Here is a 15,983-nt window from a genome sequence, read left to right on the forward strand (position 1 = left end):
TTCTTCTTTACTGCGTTACCAGCGGGCAACCGCTCTTTGCGGGGTCCATGAAGGCTTCCTTGCCGGGGATGGTGGCCAGTACCTTGTAATAATCCCACGGCTGCTTGCTTTCCTCCGGCTTCTTCACTTCCATGAGATACATGTCGTGGATCATGCGGCCATTGGCGGCCACATGGCCGTCCTTCGAGAAGACGTCATTGACCGGCATTTCCTTCATGGCCTTGGCGACGGCATCGGCATCGTCGGTGCCGGCCTTTTCGATGGCTTTCAGATAATGCAGCACGGCAGAATAGGTACCGGCATGGACCATGTTCGGCATGGCGCCAGTGCGTTCCTTGAAACGCTCGCCGAACTTGCGCGATTCATCGTCGCGGTCCCAATAAAAACCTTCCGTCAGCGTCAACCCTTGAGCCGCTTCGAGACCGAGGCCGTGGACTTCGGCAAGCGTGAAGAGAAGCGCCGCAAGCCGCTGGCCACCCGCCACGATACCGAATTCAGCCGCCTGCTTGATGGCGTTGGAGGTATCGAGACCGGCATTGGCAAGGCCGATGACCTTCGCGCCCGAAGACTGCGCCTGCAGCAGGAAGGAGGAGTAGTCCGTCGTTGCGAGCGGATGGCGCACGGAACCCAGAACCTTGCCGCCATTGGACTTGACGAAATTGGCGGTATTTTCTTCAAGCGAATAACCGAAGGCATAGTCGGCGGTCAGGAAGAACCAGCTGTCGCCGCCCTGCTTGACGAGCGCGCCGCCGGTGCCGACCGCCAGCGAATAGGTGTCATAGGCCCAGTGGAAACCATAGGGGCTGCACTGCTTGCCGGTCAGCTCGGTGGTTGCCGCGCCCGTATTGATGGTGATCTTCTTCTTGTCCTTCGACAGCGCCTGCACGGCAAGGCCGACCGACGACGAGGTCAGTTCCATAATCGAATCGACCTGTTCGGTATCGTACCATTGGCGGGCGATATTGGAGGCCACATCCGCCTTGTTCTGGTGGTCGGCGGTCACCACTTCCACCGGCGCATCGAGCACCTTGCCGCCGAAATCCTCGACCGCCATCTTCGCGGCTTCATAAGAGTATTTGCCGCCGAAATTGGCGTAGACGCCAGACTGGTCGTTCAAGATGCCGATCTTGACCTTGCCGTCCGAAATCTCGGCGGCATAAGCGGCGGTGCCAGCGGCCAGCGCCATGGCCGTGGATAAAACGATACTCTTGCGCATGACTTCTCCTCCCAGAGATGATTGCGAGCCTCAGATTGTCTGTGCAACGGTGAACGAACCGCGTGGGGGACCTGCATGCCATTGCACCCGAATGGTCACACCGCCCTCCTCAAAGCGATGCATCCTGAGCCTAGACTTCTCGAATTCGGCCGTTGACACAAGAGCGGGGCATCATCAAATTGCGAACAGGAACTGTTCATTTTTGAACAGAACTCTTGATGGGAGACAAATATGGCCACCCCTTTCACCTGGGACGACCTGCAATATTTTCTGGCCGTGGCCCGCACCGGACAGCTCTCATCGGCAGCCCGAAGCCTGCGCACCAGCCACGCCACCGTCTCCCGCCATATCGACCGGCTGGAATTCTCGCTTAAAACCAAGCTGTTCGAGCGAAACCCGCGCGGTTATGAACTCACGACCGTCGGGCGGCGGCTGGTGGATACGGTCGAGCGTATCGAGGCGGAAGCCGAAAGGCTGCAGTCGGATATTTCCGAAAGCGGCAGCCTGCTGCGCGGCGTGGTGCGGCTCAGCGCGCCTGAAGGTTTTTCCAATTTTTTCTTCGTGGAGAGGCTGAAAGACTTCGCCGTCACCCACCCCCACATCATGGTGGAGATGGTGACGATCCAGCAAATCATGGCGCTGTCCAAAAAGGAGGCGGATGTGGCGGTAACGCTCGATCCGCCAAAGGCCGGTCCCTACATCAATGAACAGATCATCGATTACACGCTGCATATCTATGCCTCGCGTTCCTATCTCGCCGGGCAGCCGAAAATCGTAAAGCGCGAGGACCTGCTCGACCACTTCTTCATCGGCTACGTGCAGGACCTGATCTTTTCACCGGGCCTCGATTATATGCGTGACGTGCTGCCGGGTCTGCGGCCGAGTTTCCAGTCCTCGAGCATTTTTGCGCAGCTGACCGCAACGCTGAGCGGCAGGGGGCTGTGCATCTTGCCGAATTTCATCGCCGCCCGCTTTCCGGATCTGCAAATGGTGCTTCCCGGTGAAGTGGAGCTGCGGCGAGGCTATTGGCTGACGAGCCACCAGGACCTTGCCAACGTGCCGCGGGTGCGCTCGCTTATGGATTTCATTCTCACCACGGCCCGCGCCCACCAAAATCTCTTCGTTCTCGACCGAAAGACGACCGCCTGAGCGGCATCGTTCACATTTCGGCGACACCGTGTCTACCGGTGGCGAATTGGAGAATGCGCTCAACTGCTTATATGACTGACAACAACGAAGCCGGCTGGCAAAGCCGGCATCCTCCGACATCTGGAAGGTCATCATGAAAAAGATCGGATTTTTATCCTTCGGCCACTGGACGCCCTCGCCCCAGTCGCAGACCCGCTCGGCTGCGGACACGCTGCTGCAATCGATAGACCTCGCCGTCGCGGCGGAAGAGCTGGGCGCCGACGGCGCCTATTTCCGCGTGCACCATTTCGCCCGCCAGCTTGCCTCGCCCTTTCCGCTGCTGGCCGCCGTCGGCGCGCGCACGAAAAAGATCGAGATCGGCACCGGCGTTATCGACATGCGTTATGAAAACCCGTTCTACATGGCGGAGGATGCCGGTTCGGCCGACCTCATCGCCGGCGGACGCCTGCAACTCGGCATCAGCCGCGGCTCGCCGGAGCAGGTGATCGATGGCTGGCGTTATTTCGGTTACCGTCCGGCCGAGGGCCAGAGCGAAGAAGACATGGCGCGTCAGCACACCGAAGTCTTCCTCGAGCTTTTGAAGGGCGAAGGTTTCGCTGAACCGAATCCGCGCCCGATGTTCCCGAACCCGCCCGGCCTTTTGCGGCTGGAGCCGCATTCCGAAGGGCTGCGCGAGCGCATCTGGTGGGGTTCGAGTTCCAATGCAACGGCGGTCTGGGCGGCAAAGCTCGGCATGAATTTGCAAAGCTCCACCCTGAAGACCGATGAAACGGGCGAGCCTTTCCATGTTCAGCAGGCGCAGCAGATCCGCACCTTCCGGGAAGCCTGGAAGGAAGCAGGCCACACCCGCGAGCCGCGTGTGTCGGTCAGCCGCAGCATCTTCGCTCTCGTCGACGACCGCGACCGGTCCTATTTCGGTTACGGCAACGAAGGCGACGACAAGATCGGTTATATCGACGACAAGACGCGCGCGATCTTTGGCCGCAGCTACGCCGCCGAGCCGGAAAAACTGATCGAACAGCTGAAAGCCGACGAGGCCATCGCCGAGGCCGATACGCTGCTCCTGACCGTGCCGAACCAGCTGGGCGTCGATTACAACGCCCATGTGATCGAGACGATTCTCAAGCAGGTGGCGCCGGCTCTCGGCTGGCGCTAAATTTGGAAAAATTGCATCATCCACACTCCGTCACCCCGGAATTGATCCGGGGTCCAGCGCGATCAAGTCGTTGATCGCGAAGGACTCTTTTCACGGCGCAGACGCGCCGTAGCTGGATGCCGGATCTAGTCCGGCATGACGGAGGACGGGCTTTCCCTCCCTTAAAATCCGGGCTGTATACCGCTGCTCATTTCACCGCCTTGCCATAACGGGCGAAGCTTTCAGCCAGCGGCGTGGTGCTGGCGCCGGGGTGCTCCGGACGTTTGTAAACGCCATCCCGCACATGGATCGGCTCCTCGAAATGATCCTTGATCCAGGGAATATATTCGAGAATGGTCGAAGCCGGGTGCCAGTAGCTCAGATGCACATGCACCTGGCTCATCTCGCCGGCATGCGGCACCACGGGCAGGCGATGGGCGAGCGCGAGATCGGCAACCTGAATATATTCGGTGATGCCGCCAAGCCGGGTCACATCAGGCTGGACATAGGCAACCGCACCGGCATCGATGAATGAGCGGAACGCATCCACCGTGTAAAGCTGCTCCCCGAGCGCAATCGGAATGGACGTATTGCGCGCCAGCCGCGCATGGCTCGTCACATCGTCATACCAGAGCGGCTCCTCGAACCAGTAAATGTCCAGATCCTTCGCCGCCGCGCAGAAACGCTGGCATGTGGGCAAATCCCACTTGCCGTTGCCGTCAATGGCGATGCGGATGGACGAACCGACACGCTTGCGAACGGCGGCAAGGCGGGCAATGTCGATATTCGGATCGTCGTGCCCGACCTTGATCTTCAGCCGGGTAAACCCATCCTCCTCCACCGCTCTCGCGCTACCCGCCAGCAAATCCTCCAGCGTGAAGGAAAGCCAGCCGATATCGGTATTATAGGCCTCCACCGCCGCGGTACGCGCGCCGCCGAGATAGTGCCAGAGCGGCACGCCCGCCTTTTTCGCCTTCAGGTCCCAGAGCGCAACGTCAATTGCGGCCAGCGCCAGATGGGTGATGCCCGCCCTGCCGACCCATTGCAGTGCCGGATAACGGGCCAGTTTCGTCCACAGCCTCGAGTGCTCCGATGCATCCTCCCCCAGAAGCAAGGGCGCGTAACAATCGCTGATGCAGGATGTGATCAGCCTGTCCGACGGCAGATGCGCGTGGGTGCCGGTAAAACCATAGCCCTCAAGGCCATCGCTGGTGGTGATCTTTGCACCGACGACGCCCCAATGGGTGATGCTGTGGGTGGAATCGGAAATGGATTCCGATGTCAGCGGCAGGTGCAGGATGAAAGGTTCGACAGCGGTAATTTTCATGATCGGTCATTCCTCGATTGCTGATTGCTTGCGGGGAGGAATAGACGCCGCGTCCCCGCGACCATGGCCGCGAAGATGGCTTTCGGGAAATCGCCAGACCGCCCTCCTCCAGCAGCCGGCTTCCGATGACGGATAGAGCTAAAGGAAAAACGGCTTTTGTAAAATAAAAAATTTTTTATTTTTAATATTCAGCCATTGCCAGTCCTTCGAAGCTGGGCAATGATGCCGCCATGAACTCGCTGGTCAAAGTCACGCTCGCCGAACAGGCGCATCAGGAACTGCGCGCGCGCATCGTCAGCGGCAAATTGCGCGGCGGCGAACGCCTGCTGCCCAATGAGCTTGCCGCCGATCTCGGCATCAGCCCCACGCCGGTGAAGGAAGCCTGCCTGAAACTCGAGGCCGATGGGCTGGTGGTCAATTCCTCCCGGCGCGGCATGGTGGTGCGCGATTTCACCGTGGAGGATGTGGAGGAACTTTACGCTGCCAGAATGCTGCTCGAAAAAGGCGCGGTGGAAGTGGCCTTCGACGCCGGGCAACTGGACGGAGCGCTGCACGCGGAACTTCTTAAAAGCCTTGCGAAACATCGTGAATTCGCCAAAGGTTCAACGCTCGACGAATTGTCGAAAGCGCTTTTTTACGACCGCAGCTTCCACACGACCCTTGTGTCGGCGGCGCGCATTCCGGTCATTTCCGGCTCGCATGAGCGCATTCTCGACCAGACCCACACGGTTTTCGTCTCGATCCTTGGCGACTACGCCCGCTCGGTCGAGGAGCATCAGAATATCGCCGATGCCATCGCCGCCGGCAGCAAGGCCCAGATCGTCGATGCCCTGTGGCGGCATCTCGAGCGCAGCCGCCAGAATACGCTGCGCCAGGTCCGGCTGCTCAAAGAGGCTGGCGCCTGATCATTCCGCATATTAGGGGAGGAACCGACATGATGCGCCACAAGCCGGACACCGCAATGAGAGCGGCGCGAGCCACAACCGCCCCGTTCCGCATGGGGATTTCGCATCGATGACAGACCGGCTTTCCGCTGCAACCCTGCCCCGCCTGCCGCAATCCGTCACGACACCCGCCTATGACCGCCGAAGCGTCACGCCCGGCATCGTCCACCTCGGCGTCGGGGCCTTTCATCGGGCGCATCAGGCGGTTTTCATCGACGATTGCCTTAATCGCGGCGAAACCCGATGGGGCATCGTCGCCGCATCGCTGCGCAGCCCGGACACGCGCGACGCCATCGAGCCGCAGGATAATCTCTACACTTTTTGTCTGCGAGACGGTGAGAGCGAGCGCCTGCGCATCATCGGTTCGATTCTCGAAACCATCGTCGCCCCGGAAGAGCCCGAGCGGCTGGTGGAGCGGATGGCCGATCCGCGCGTCCTCATCGTCACACTGACCGTGACGGAAAAAGGTTACCTGACCAATCTCGCCTCCCGCAGCCTGCTGCGCGATCATCCCGATATCGTCCATGATCTCGAAAACCCGGAGCGGCCGCGCTCCATCTTCGGCTTCATCCTTGCCGCTACACGGCGCAGGCGCAGGCAAGGTTCTCAGCCCCTGACGCTCCTTTCCTGCGACAACCTGCCCGCCAACGGCCATGTGCTGCAAAAGCTTCTGCTGGAATTTGCGGAACTGGCAGATCCGGAACTGGCTTCCTTCATCGAAACCAATATTACCTGCCCCTGCTCGATGGTGGACCGGATCGTTCCCGCCACCACGGATGCGGACCGGGAGGCGATTTCGGCCGCACTCGGCCTCAGCGACGCCTGGCCGGTGGTGGCCGAACCCTATTTCCGTTTCGTCATTGAGGACCGTTTTCCGCATGGAAGGCCGGCGCTCGAGAAATCGGGCGTGGAATTCGTCGGCAATGTCGAGCCATACGAGCATATGAAGCTCAGAATGCTGAACGGCTCCCACAGCGCCATCGCCGCCATCGGCCAGATTGCCGGCCTTGCGACCGTGGCGGATGCCTGGGGTGAAAAACCCGTGCGCGATTTCATCGACGCCTATTGGCGCGAGATCGAACGGACGCTCGACCCCGCCGTCGACGGGGCGGAATTCGCAGCCGGCCTGCGGGAGCGTTTCGCCAATCCCTCATTGCAGCACAAGACCATGCAGATCGCCTCCGATGCATCGCAGAAAGTACCACTGCGCATTCTTGGCCCCTTGCGTGAATTGCTTGCGGAGAAGGCTGAAAGCCGGACGGTCATTTTCGCCGTCGCGCTCTGGATCAGGTCCTGCGCGGACAAGAATGAAAAGGGGCAGCCGATCACCATTCTCGATCCCGCTTTCAAGGAGTGGGATGCGCCGGATCAACTGGCAATGGCGCCGGATGCGGTCGTCGACCATTTTCTGACTTTCGAACGCACATTTGGCAGCGACCTGCCCAGGAACGAAACCTTCGTCCCAACCCTGAAAGCCGCCTATCGCGACATTCGGGAACACGGCGCACTTGCGGCAATCGAGCGTTTCCTGAAGTCCTGAAAAAGAACAGGCCGGAAATCCGGCCTGTTCCTAACCTCGGTCGTCGGCCTTCAGGCTGTCGCTGCCAGCCGTGCCGCCTTGCGGCGTTCCACGCGGGCGCGGATGGCATCGACATCCGTGATCGGTGTCGCGGCGAAGAGCTGGCGGGTATAGGGGTGCTTCGGATCGGCGAAGAGTTCCTCGCGCGTGCCCTGCTCCACCGCCACACCCTTCGAAATGACCATCACATCGTCAGCGATGTAACGCACCACAGAGAGATCGTGGCTGACGAAAACATAGGTCAGCTCGAATTCTTCCTGAAGGTCGGCGAGAAGGTTCAGCACCTGCGCCTGCACGGAAAGATCGAGCGCGGAGACCGGCTCGTCCAGCACCAGCAGCGCCGGGTTCAGCATCAGTGCGCGCGCAATGGCGATGCGCTGGCGCTGGCCGCCGGAGAACATGTGCGGATAACGGTTGAAATGCTCAGGACCGAGACCGACCTTCACCAGCATGGCTTCGGCCCGCTCGCGGCGCTCGGAAGCCGGTATTTTGGTGTTGATGACCAGCGGCTCCATCAGCACGTCTCCCACCTTCTGGCGCGGATTGAGGCTGCCATAGGGGTTCTGGAACACCATCTGCACCTTGGAGCGCATCTCCGTATCGGGACGGCGTCTGGCGATATCGACCGGCTTGCCTTCGATCTTCAGTTCGCCGCCGGATGCCGGATCGATCAGCGCGATGATGCGGGCCAGCGTCGATTTACCGGAGCCGGATTCACCGACGATGGCCAGCGTCTTGCCGCGCTCGACAGCAAAGTCGATGCCCTTCAGGGCCTGCACCGTCTTGGCGCCGCCGAACAGGCCGCCGGGAACGTGATAGTCGCGGGTAATGCCCCTGCCTTCGACAACGATACTCATTGAACGCCCTCCTTGCCGAAGAAATCGGAAACCGTGGGCAAACGGTCGCCGGTCGCATTTTCCGGCAGGGCCGAAAGCAGTGCCTTGGTATAGGGATGCTGCGGAGCCTCGAACAGGCTCAAGACATCCGCCTCCTCCATCTTGCGGCCCTTATATTGCACCACGACGCGGTCTGCGGTTTCCGCCACAACGCCCATGTCATGGGTGATGAGGATCAGCGCCATGCCATATTCCGCCTGCAGGTTCATCAGCAAATCGAGAATCTGCTTCTGGATCGTCACATCGAGCGCGGTGGTCGGCTCGTCGGCGATCAGCAGGCGCGGTTTGGAGGCGATCGCAATCGCGATCATCACGCGCTGGCACTGGCCGCCCGACATCTGGTGCGGATAGGCCTTGAGCTTGGTTTCCGGCTCGGGAATGCCGACAGCCCGGAACAGCTCCAGGGCGCGGGCACGCGCGGCAGCGCCGCTCATGCCGAGATTGAGGCGCAGAACCTCCTCGATCTGGAAACCGACCGTGAAGGACGGGTTGAGCGAGGCGACCGGCTCCTGGAAGATCATGGTGATCTCGCGACCGATCACCCGGCGGCGCTCCTGCGGCGACATCGCCAAAAGGTTCTTGCCGTCGAAGGTCATCTCGTCGGCGGTAATCGTCGCCGTATCGGGCAGAAGCCCCATGACAGCGAGCATCGATACCGACTTTCCGGAACCGGACTCGCCGACGATGGCCAGCACCTCGTGCTTGTCGACGGAGACATCGATGCCGTTGACGGCCGTGAAGGCTCCGGTGGCGGTTGCGAATTTGACGGTGAGGTTCTTGATTTTCAGCAGGCTCATCGCTCAGCTCCGCTTCAGTTTGGGATCGAGCGCATCGCGCAGGCCGTCACCCATGAGGTTGATGGCGAGCACCGAGATCAGGATCGTCAGGCCCGGAAGGGTCACGACCCACCAGGCGCGCAGGATGAATTCACGCGCTTCCGCCAGCATCGTGCCCCATTCGGAGGCAGGCGGCTGCGCGCCCATGCCGAGGAAGCCGAGAGCCGCCGCATCGAGAACGGCGGACGAGAAGGAAAGCGTCGCCTGAACGATCAGCGGCGCAAGGCAGTTCGGCAGGATGGTCTTGAACATCAGCCGGAAATTGCCGGCGCCTGCCACGCGGGCGGCGGTGACATATTCGCGCCTGAGTTCGCTCATGACCGCCGCACGTGTCAGACGCGCGAAATGCGGCTGGTAGACGATGGCAATCGCGATCATGGCATTGGTGAGACCCGGCCCGAGGACCGCAACCAGCACCAGCGCCAGAAGCAGCGACGGAAACGCCAGAATGACGTCCATCACGCGCATGATGACGGTATCCACCCAGCCGCCGAAGAAGCCGGCGACGAGACCGATGACGATACCGCCGACAAGGGCGATGGAGACGACGACGACGCCGATGAACAGCGAATATTGCGCGCCGTAGATCAGCCGGGACAGCATGTCGCGGCCCACCGCATCGGTGCCGAAGAAGAAGCCGGCGCGGCCGCCTTCCTGCCAGACCGGCGGGACGAGCAGCGCATCGCGATATTGTTGTGTCGGATCATGCGGGGCAAGGATGGGCGCGAAAATCGCCACCAGCACAAGCAGGATGAAGACGGCAAGCCCGATGACGGCGCCGCGGTTCTGGCGGAAATAGAACCAGAAATCGGCAAGCATCCGGCGGCGGATGGCGGCGTCCGAAAGGCGGACGCCGGGGGTGGTGGTCACATCGGTCATTTGTGACGGATCCTCGGATTGATGAGGCCATAGGTCAGATCGACGAGCAGGTTGACGATCATCACCAGACCCGCGATCAGGAGCAGGCCGCTCTGCACGACCGGATAATCACGGCGCGAGATGGAATCGATCATCCACTTGCCGATACCCGGCCAGGAAAAGATGGTTTCGGTCAGGATGGCGCCCGCCATCAGCACGCCGATCTGCAGGCCGATGGTGGTGATGACCGGGATCATGGCGTTGCGCAGCGCATGAATGCCGACGACGCGGGCGGACGACATGCCCTTGGCGCGGGCGGTGCGCACATAATCCTCACCCATGACTTCCAGCATGGCCGAGCGCGTCTGGCGCGCAATCACCGCCAGCGGAATGGTGGCGAGCACGACGGAGGGCAGGATGAGATGCGAAAAGGCCGACGCGAAGGCGCCCTTCTGGCCGGAAATCAGGCTGTCGATCAGCATGAAACCGGTGACGGAGGGGAAGAAATACATCAGCGAGATGCGGCCCGACACCGGCGTCCATTGCAGGATGCCGGAGAACATGATGATGAGCAGCAGCCCCCACCAGAAGATCGGCATGGAGAAGCCGACGAGCGCGGTCGTCATGGAAATCTGGTCGAACCAGGAACCGCGACGGATGGCGGCGATGACGCCGACCGGCACGCCGATCAGGGTTGCGATGATGATGGCGACGAGACCAAGCTCAACCGTCGCGGGGAAGAGCGACAGGAACTCGGTGAGAACCGGCTTCTTGGTGACCAGCGAATTGCCGAGATCGCCCTGAAGCAGCCGTCCGAGGAAATGAAGATATTGCTGCCAGATGGGCTGGCTGAAGCCGAGCTGTTCGGCAAGCTGCGCATGCCGTTCGGGTGAAATGCCGCGTTCGCCCGCCATCAGCAGCACGGGATCTCCCGGCAGGACGCGCACGAAGGAGAAGGCGACAAAGGCGATCCCGAGAAATGTCGGAACGAGATAGAGAAGTTTGCCGAGAATGAACCGGATCATGGCTTTTTCCTGAAAAGACGCGCGGAAGAACAGGGTTCTTCCGCGCGTCCGTTGTTTGGGATTATTCCGCGATGTCGACGTTTTCGAAGGTGAAGTCGCCAAGCGGGCTCATGGTGAAGCCGGAAACCTTGGCGGACATCGGAACGAACTGCGTGGAATGCGCAAGCGTCGCCCACGGAGCCTGTTCCTTGAAGATCACCTGCGCCTGCTCGTAAAGCTTGGTGCGCTCGGCAACGTCAGTCGCCTGCTTCGCCTTGGAAATCAGCTCGGAGAACTCCTTGTTGCACCACTGCGCACGGTTCGTGCCGCCTTCGCCCGCCGAAGCGCAGGAAAGCAGAACGCCCATGAAGTTGTCCGGGTCACCGTTGTCACCGGTCCAGCCGAGGATGACGGCGCCGTCGCGGTTCACTTCGGTCGACTTCTTGAGGTATTCACCCCATTCATAGGAGACGATCTCGGCCTTGACGCCAACCTTGGCGAAATCCGCCTGGATGAGTTCGGCGGTGCGGCGTGCGTTCGGCATGTAAGGACGCTGAACCGGCATTGCCCAGATCTTCATCGACAGATCCTTGACGCCAGCGGCTTCGAGAGCCTTCTTGGCCGCTTCCGGATCGTAAGCATCGTCCTTGATGCTGTCGTTATAGGACCACATGGTCGGCGGGATCGGGTTCTTGGCAACCTGACCGGCGCCCTGGAACACGGCGTCGATGATGGCCTGCTTGTTCATCGCCATGTTCAGCGCCTTGCGGACTTCCGGCTTGTCGAAAGGCGCAACGGTGGTGTTGTAGGCGAAGTAGGCGACGTTCAGACCCGACTGTTCATCGAGCTTGAGGTTGGAATCGGCGCGGATGGCGGCAAGGTCAGCCGGTGCCGGGTAAGGCATCAGGTGGCATTCGCCGGCCTTCAGCTTCTGCAGACGAACGGCGGCGTCCGGCGTGATCGCGAAGATCAGGTCGTCGATCTTCGGTGCTTCGCCCCAGTAGTCGGCGTTCTTCTGGTAGCGGATGACCGCGTCCTTCTGATAGGCGACGAACTTGAACGGGCCCGTGCCGATCGGCAGGTTGTTGAAGTCTTCCTTGGTGCCGGCCTTTTCCAGCGTATCGGCATATTCCTTCGATACGATGGAGGCGAAAGGCATGGCGATGTTGGCGAGGAACGGCGCTTCCGGACGCGTCAGCACGAACTTGACGGTGTAATCGTCGACCTTGACGATTTCCTTGATCAGCGACGGCATTTCCATGGAGTTGAAATATTCGTAGGTGATGCCTGCGATATACTGGTTCCACGGGTTCTTCGCATCGCGCTGGCGGTCGTAGCTGAAGATCACGTCATCGGCGTTGAATTCGCGGCTCGGCGTGAACTTGTCGTTGGCGTGCCACTTCACGCCTTTGCGCAGGTGGAAGGTATATTCCAGACCGTCGCTCGAAACTTCCCATTTTTCGGCAAGGCCGGGCTCAACTTCGGTCGTGCCCTTCTTGAACTCGGTCAGGCGGTTGTAGACCGGATGCGCGGAAGCGTCGAAGGTGCCGCCAGCGGTGTAGGGCGACGGATCGAAGCCTTCCGGCGATGCCTCGGAGCAATAAACGAAGGTCTTCGCCATGGCGGGCATGGCGGAAGTGATCGCAATCGCAGAGGCGATAAGCAAACTGCGGGTCAGCGTTTTCATCTGGTGGTCCTTTCCCTCTTTCTGAGTTCCTGCGGCCCCGTCCGGGGGCCTACCTCTTCTGGTCAGCAGCGACATGGGAGGCCCGTGTCGCCGTTCGGTCCTTTGCCTCCCGACCAATTACCCGGCGACCGGCTGAAACAACCGGTCGAGGTTCTTCTCCGGTGGGCAGAACCAGCGCGGTCCCGCCTCCGTCATATAGGCTATATCCTCGAGACGGACGCCGCATTCGCCATAAACGCACAGCATCGGCTCGATGGAAAAACACATGCCCGGCTCCAGCGCCGTGGCATTTCCTGCAACGATATAGGGTTCTTCGTGAATATCCAGCCCAAGCCCGTGGCCGGTGCGGTGCGGCAGGCCGGGAAGCTGATAATCCGGGCCGAAACCGGCCGCTTTCAGGCTGTCGCGCGCGGCCCTGTCCACATCCGAGCAGGCAGCGCCGACTTTGGCTGCGGCAAAGGCCGCCGCCTGCGCGTCGCGCTCGGCGTTCCAGAGGAAACGCTGCCGTTCCGTCGGTTTGCCGAAGACATAGGTGCGGGTGATATCGGAACGATAGCCATGAAGAATGCCGCCGAGATCGACCAGCACCATATCGCCTTCGCTGAGCGTCTGCGCATGGGGCACGCCATGCGGATAGGCCGTCGCCTCGCCGAACTGCACCGCCACGAAAAGCGGCTTCAGGCCAAGCACAATATGAGCCGTGTTAACGAAATCAGCGACTTCCGTGGTGGAAACACCAGGACGCAGCCCCTCGAACACGGCCTTCTGCACGCCGTAGCTCGCATCCATCGCCGTCTGGATGATGGCGATCTCGGCTGCGGATTTGACCTGCCGCTGGGCGACGATCATCGGCTGGGCGGAAATGATGCGCCCTTCAAGACGCTGCATGAGGGCCGATGCGAAGACAAAGGGGGTGGCGGGATCGATCGCGACAAGATGACCGGGACAGACCAGCGCCTCAATGCGCCTTGCCATCAGGTCGAAGGGGCTTTCATCCTCTTCCCAGACGACAACCTCACCCGCAATGCGGATGAGCGTCTGAAGCTTCGGCTCCTCGAAGGTCGGGCTGACATAGACCGGCACACCTTCCGCCGGCACCAGGGCGCCGTGAATGCGCTCGGAAAGACCAAGCGACAGGCCGGTATAATAGGTTAGCGACGATGATGCATCGAGCCAGACCGCCTTGATATTTTGCTGGATCATTCGCGCCTGCAGGCCGCGTAGTCGCAACCTGAGCTCGTCTTCAGCGATCGATGAAACCGCGATCGGCTGAAACCGCTTCAGCGCCTCTTGAAAGTCTGCCATTCTCTCCCCGCCGCTTTCGGGCCGCAGACACAGGCGTGCCGACAACCTCCCAAGCGTTCTTTTGCCCATGCTTAAACACAGGGCGGGGGGTAAGCAATGGCCCGGCAGGGCGCGCCACCACAAAACTGTGCAAATTTATCTAGACATAACGAAAATGTGATCGATGCACGCCTGATTTCAACATTCGTTGCCTTGACGCAGAAATTCAAAATCCCCCGGAAATCCAAGGGGAGACTGCGGAGCGTCTTCAGCACCGAGCCGGTGCACGGGAAGTAAACGGCCAAAAATATTCAAGGAAAAGACGCCCAGAAAAGGAAAAAGCCTGCCGCGGGAGGAGGTGCGGCAGGCTTCAAACTTGATCGGTGATTGGGAGGAGGAGTACCACCGATCCACATCGAGCGACGCTGGGAGGAGGAGTGCGTCGCTTCGATGATTTGAATATAGCGGTATCCGTGATTTTTAACAGAGCAAGTCTCGCAATGCAGCATTGCATTTCTGCATAGCTCGAAAATTCCTGCCCGGTTTTTCAGCACTCCCCAAAATCGCGGGAAAATCAGCTGTCCCGATAGACCTGGAAACCGGCGAAGGACTGGTTGACCGGCATGAGTTCGAGGCTGTTGATGTTGATATGCTTGGGCTGCGAGGCGACCCAGTAGATGGTGTTGGCAATATCGTCCGCCGTGATCGGATTGACGCCCTTGTAGAGATTGTCCGAGGCTTCCTGATTGCCGCCGGTGCGCACCAGCGTAAATTCCGTTTCGCACATGCCAGGCTCGATGGATGTCACCCGCACGCCCTTGCCATGCAGGTCGGAACGCAGGCCGAGCGAAAACTGCCGCAGGAACGCTTTGGTACCGCCATACACATTGCCGCCCGTATAGGGGTAATGCGCGGCCACAGACGAGAGGTTGACGACAATACCCTTGCGCCCGATCAGCGTCGGCAGCAGATGGTGGGTGATGTTCAGGAGACCGGTGATGTTGGTGTCCACCATGATCTGCCAGTCTTTCAAGGGCACCTGCGGTGCGGGCGCGGTGCCGAGTGCGAGACCGGCATTGTTGACGAGAACGTCGATATCCCGGAAGCCTTCCGGCAATCCGGACAGCGCCTTTCCTGTCGCCTCCTCGTCGGTGATATCGAAGGCGAGGCCATGAAAGGCGGAACCGAGCTCCGCGGAAAGCGCCTCCAGCCGTTCCGCCCGCCGACCCGTGCCGATGACCTTCCAGCCCTCCTTGACGAAGCGCCGCGCCGTGGCCTGTCCGAAGCCGGATGTCGCGCCGGTGATGAGGATGGTTCCGCTCATGATGATGCCTCCACTCTATTCGTTTTTTCAGGGTCAATCGGTGTCAGTAACTTTTCGGCCGCCGCCGCGAGACAGCGCCTGTAGGCCTCGAGATCCGTATACAAAGCCTCTTCGGGAGCATCGCCAACGATGATGACGCCGCCGCGCCGCAAAATCCCGCCATGCAGCATGAGATTGTCGACCATGTCGAAATTCTCGATCGACAGCCCGTCCGGCCCGCGATAACGGCCCGTTTCATCCAGGGTGGCGACGCCACCATAATGCGCCTTGATGCGGGTGAAGTGATTGGCCGCGACATTGGTATAGGCGAAAACCGGCTTGCCCAGCGCACACATGAAGCCCAGCTCATAGCTGGTTCCCGTATCGGCGGCGATGCCGCGAAACGGCGTGAGGTTGGCGATCACCGCATCCGCTTCCAGCATCATCCGCTCATCGACGGCATTGATGTTGCAGCCGTGACCGACCCTGGTATCCGCCGGCGGAATTTGCAGATCGCCCGGCGAAAGCGGCGTGAAACCGGCTTCCCGCGCCAGCGAGGCCTTGAGATCGAGCATTTCGCGCGCGTTCGGGAGGAAGACTTCCGGTCCGGCGAGATAGATTTTCTTTGTCATCGGGAATTCATGCGATTTGTCAGGAAAGGATTTCCCGACCCTAACCCGGGGACTTTCGCAAAGGCAAGTGCCAAGGGCGTGCAGCGTGACGCACCGGGCGAGCCGATAAAACGGTATCGTCCCGCCGCTCTTT

The 15,983-nt window shown here is 60.6% G+C and carries 14 protein-coding genes; 4 read left to right on the forward strand and 10 right to left on the reverse strand.

Annotated elements, in window-relative coordinates; translation table 11 throughout:
• Positions 1-7: 7 nt before the first annotated feature.
• The gene (locus ACQZ5G_RS16410; RefSeq protein WP_448738301.1) at positions 8-1,216 is read right to left on the reverse strand and encodes an ABC transporter substrate-binding protein; all 1,209 of its coding nucleotides are present in this window, start codon (positions 1,214-1,216) and stop codon (positions 8-10) included.
• A gap of 231 nt (positions 1,217-1,447) precedes the next feature.
• Here ACQZ5G_RS16410 and ACQZ5G_RS16415 point away from each other — a divergent pair, with 231 nt between their 5' ends.
• Together ACQZ5G_RS16415 and ACQZ5G_RS16420 are read left to right on the forward strand one after the other, a co-directional pair.
• The gene (locus ACQZ5G_RS16415; protein WP_003522492.1) at positions 1,448-2,365 is read left to right on the forward strand and encodes a LysR family transcriptional regulator; all 918 of its coding nucleotides are present in this window, start codon (positions 1,448-1,450) and stop codon (positions 2,363-2,365) included.
• A gap of 133 nt (positions 2,366-2,498) precedes the next feature.
• Positions 2,499-3,521: an LLM class flavin-dependent oxidoreductase gene (locus ACQZ5G_RS16420; RefSeq protein WP_448738302.1), complete on the forward strand. Its 1,023-nt coding sequence runs from the start codon at positions 2,499-2,501 to the stop codon at positions 3,519-3,521.
• A gap of 187 nt (positions 3,522-3,708) precedes the next feature.
• On the opposite strand, the gene ACQZ5G_RS16425 is transcribed toward ACQZ5G_RS16420, so the two are convergent.
• On the reverse strand, positions 3,709-4,827 hold the full coding sequence (locus ACQZ5G_RS16425; protein WP_448738303.1) for a mandelate racemase/muconate lactonizing enzyme family protein: 1,119 nt from the start codon (positions 4,825-4,827) through the stop codon (positions 3,709-3,711).
• A 230-nt stretch (positions 4,828-5,057) separates the two neighbouring features.
• Here ACQZ5G_RS16425 and ACQZ5G_RS16430 point away from each other — a divergent pair, with 230 nt between their 5' ends.
• Positions 5,058-5,732 (forward strand): GntR family transcriptional regulator, encoded by a 675-nt coding sequence (locus ACQZ5G_RS16430; RefSeq protein ID WP_448738304.1) that lies wholly within the window; start codon positions 5,058-5,060, stop codon positions 5,730-5,732.
• A gap of 109 nt (positions 5,733-5,841) precedes the next feature.
• Positions 5,842-7,311 carry a mannitol dehydrogenase family protein gene (locus ACQZ5G_RS16435; RefSeq protein ID WP_448738305.1) on the forward strand — a complete coding sequence of 490 codons (1,470 nt, stop codon included), beginning with the start codon at positions 5,842-5,844 and terminating at the stop codon, positions 7,309-7,311.
• Positions 7,312-7,361: 50 nt separating this feature from the next.
• Here ACQZ5G_RS16435 and ACQZ5G_RS16440 read toward each other — a convergent pair whose 3' ends face one another.
• The 8 genes from ACQZ5G_RS16440 to ACQZ5G_RS16475 form a co-directional block, all read right to left on the reverse strand.
• Complete coding sequence (locus ACQZ5G_RS16440) at positions 7,362-8,207, reverse strand: ATP-binding cassette domain-containing protein (RefSeq protein WP_448738306.1); 846 nt, start codon at positions 8,205-8,207, stop codon at positions 7,362-7,364.
• Positions 8,204-9,043, reverse strand: a complete 840-nt coding sequence (locus ACQZ5G_RS16445; protein ID WP_003522485.1) for an ABC transporter ATP-binding protein — start codon at positions 9,041-9,043, stop codon at positions 8,204-8,206. The genes ACQZ5G_RS16440 and ACQZ5G_RS16445 overlap by 4 nt, the downstream gene beginning before the upstream one ends.
• 3 nt (positions 9,044-9,046) lie before the next feature.
• Positions 9,047-9,961, reverse strand: coding sequence for an ABC transporter permease subunit (locus ACQZ5G_RS16450; RefSeq protein ID WP_080819996.1), 915 nt, complete (start codon positions 9,959-9,961; stop codon positions 9,047-9,049).
• Positions 9,958-10,965 carry an ABC transporter permease subunit gene (locus ACQZ5G_RS16455; RefSeq protein ID WP_448738307.1) on the reverse strand — a complete coding sequence of 336 codons (1,008 nt, stop codon included), beginning with the start codon at positions 10,963-10,965 and terminating at the stop codon, positions 9,958-9,960. Before ACQZ5G_RS16455 ends, ACQZ5G_RS16450 begins: the two co-directional genes overlap by 4 nt.
• A 61-nt stretch (positions 10,966-11,026) precedes the next feature.
• Entirely contained in the window at positions 11,027-12,631 is a 1,605-nt protein-coding gene (locus ACQZ5G_RS16460) for an ABC transporter substrate-binding protein (RefSeq protein ID WP_137453361.1), read from the reverse strand.
• A 117-nt stretch (positions 12,632-12,748) separates the two neighbouring features.
• Positions 12,749-13,936, reverse strand: coding sequence for a M24 family metallopeptidase (locus ACQZ5G_RS16465; protein ID WP_448738308.1), 1,188 nt, complete (start codon positions 13,934-13,936; stop codon positions 12,749-12,751).
• A gap of 553 nt (positions 13,937-14,489) precedes the next feature.
• Positions 14,490-15,239: an SDR family oxidoreductase gene (locus tag ACQZ5G_RS16470; RefSeq protein WP_269829390.1), complete on the reverse strand. Its 750-nt coding sequence runs from the start codon at positions 15,237-15,239 to the stop codon at positions 14,490-14,492.
• Entirely contained in the window at positions 15,236-15,850 is a 615-nt protein-coding gene (locus tag ACQZ5G_RS16475; protein WP_059756911.1) for a nucleoside 2-deoxyribosyltransferase, read from the reverse strand. The genes ACQZ5G_RS16470 and ACQZ5G_RS16475 overlap by 4 nt, the downstream gene beginning before the upstream one ends.
• Positions 15,851-15,983: the final 133 nt, after the last annotated feature.

Source organism: Agrobacterium sp. 22-214-1 (assembly GCF_053522465.1).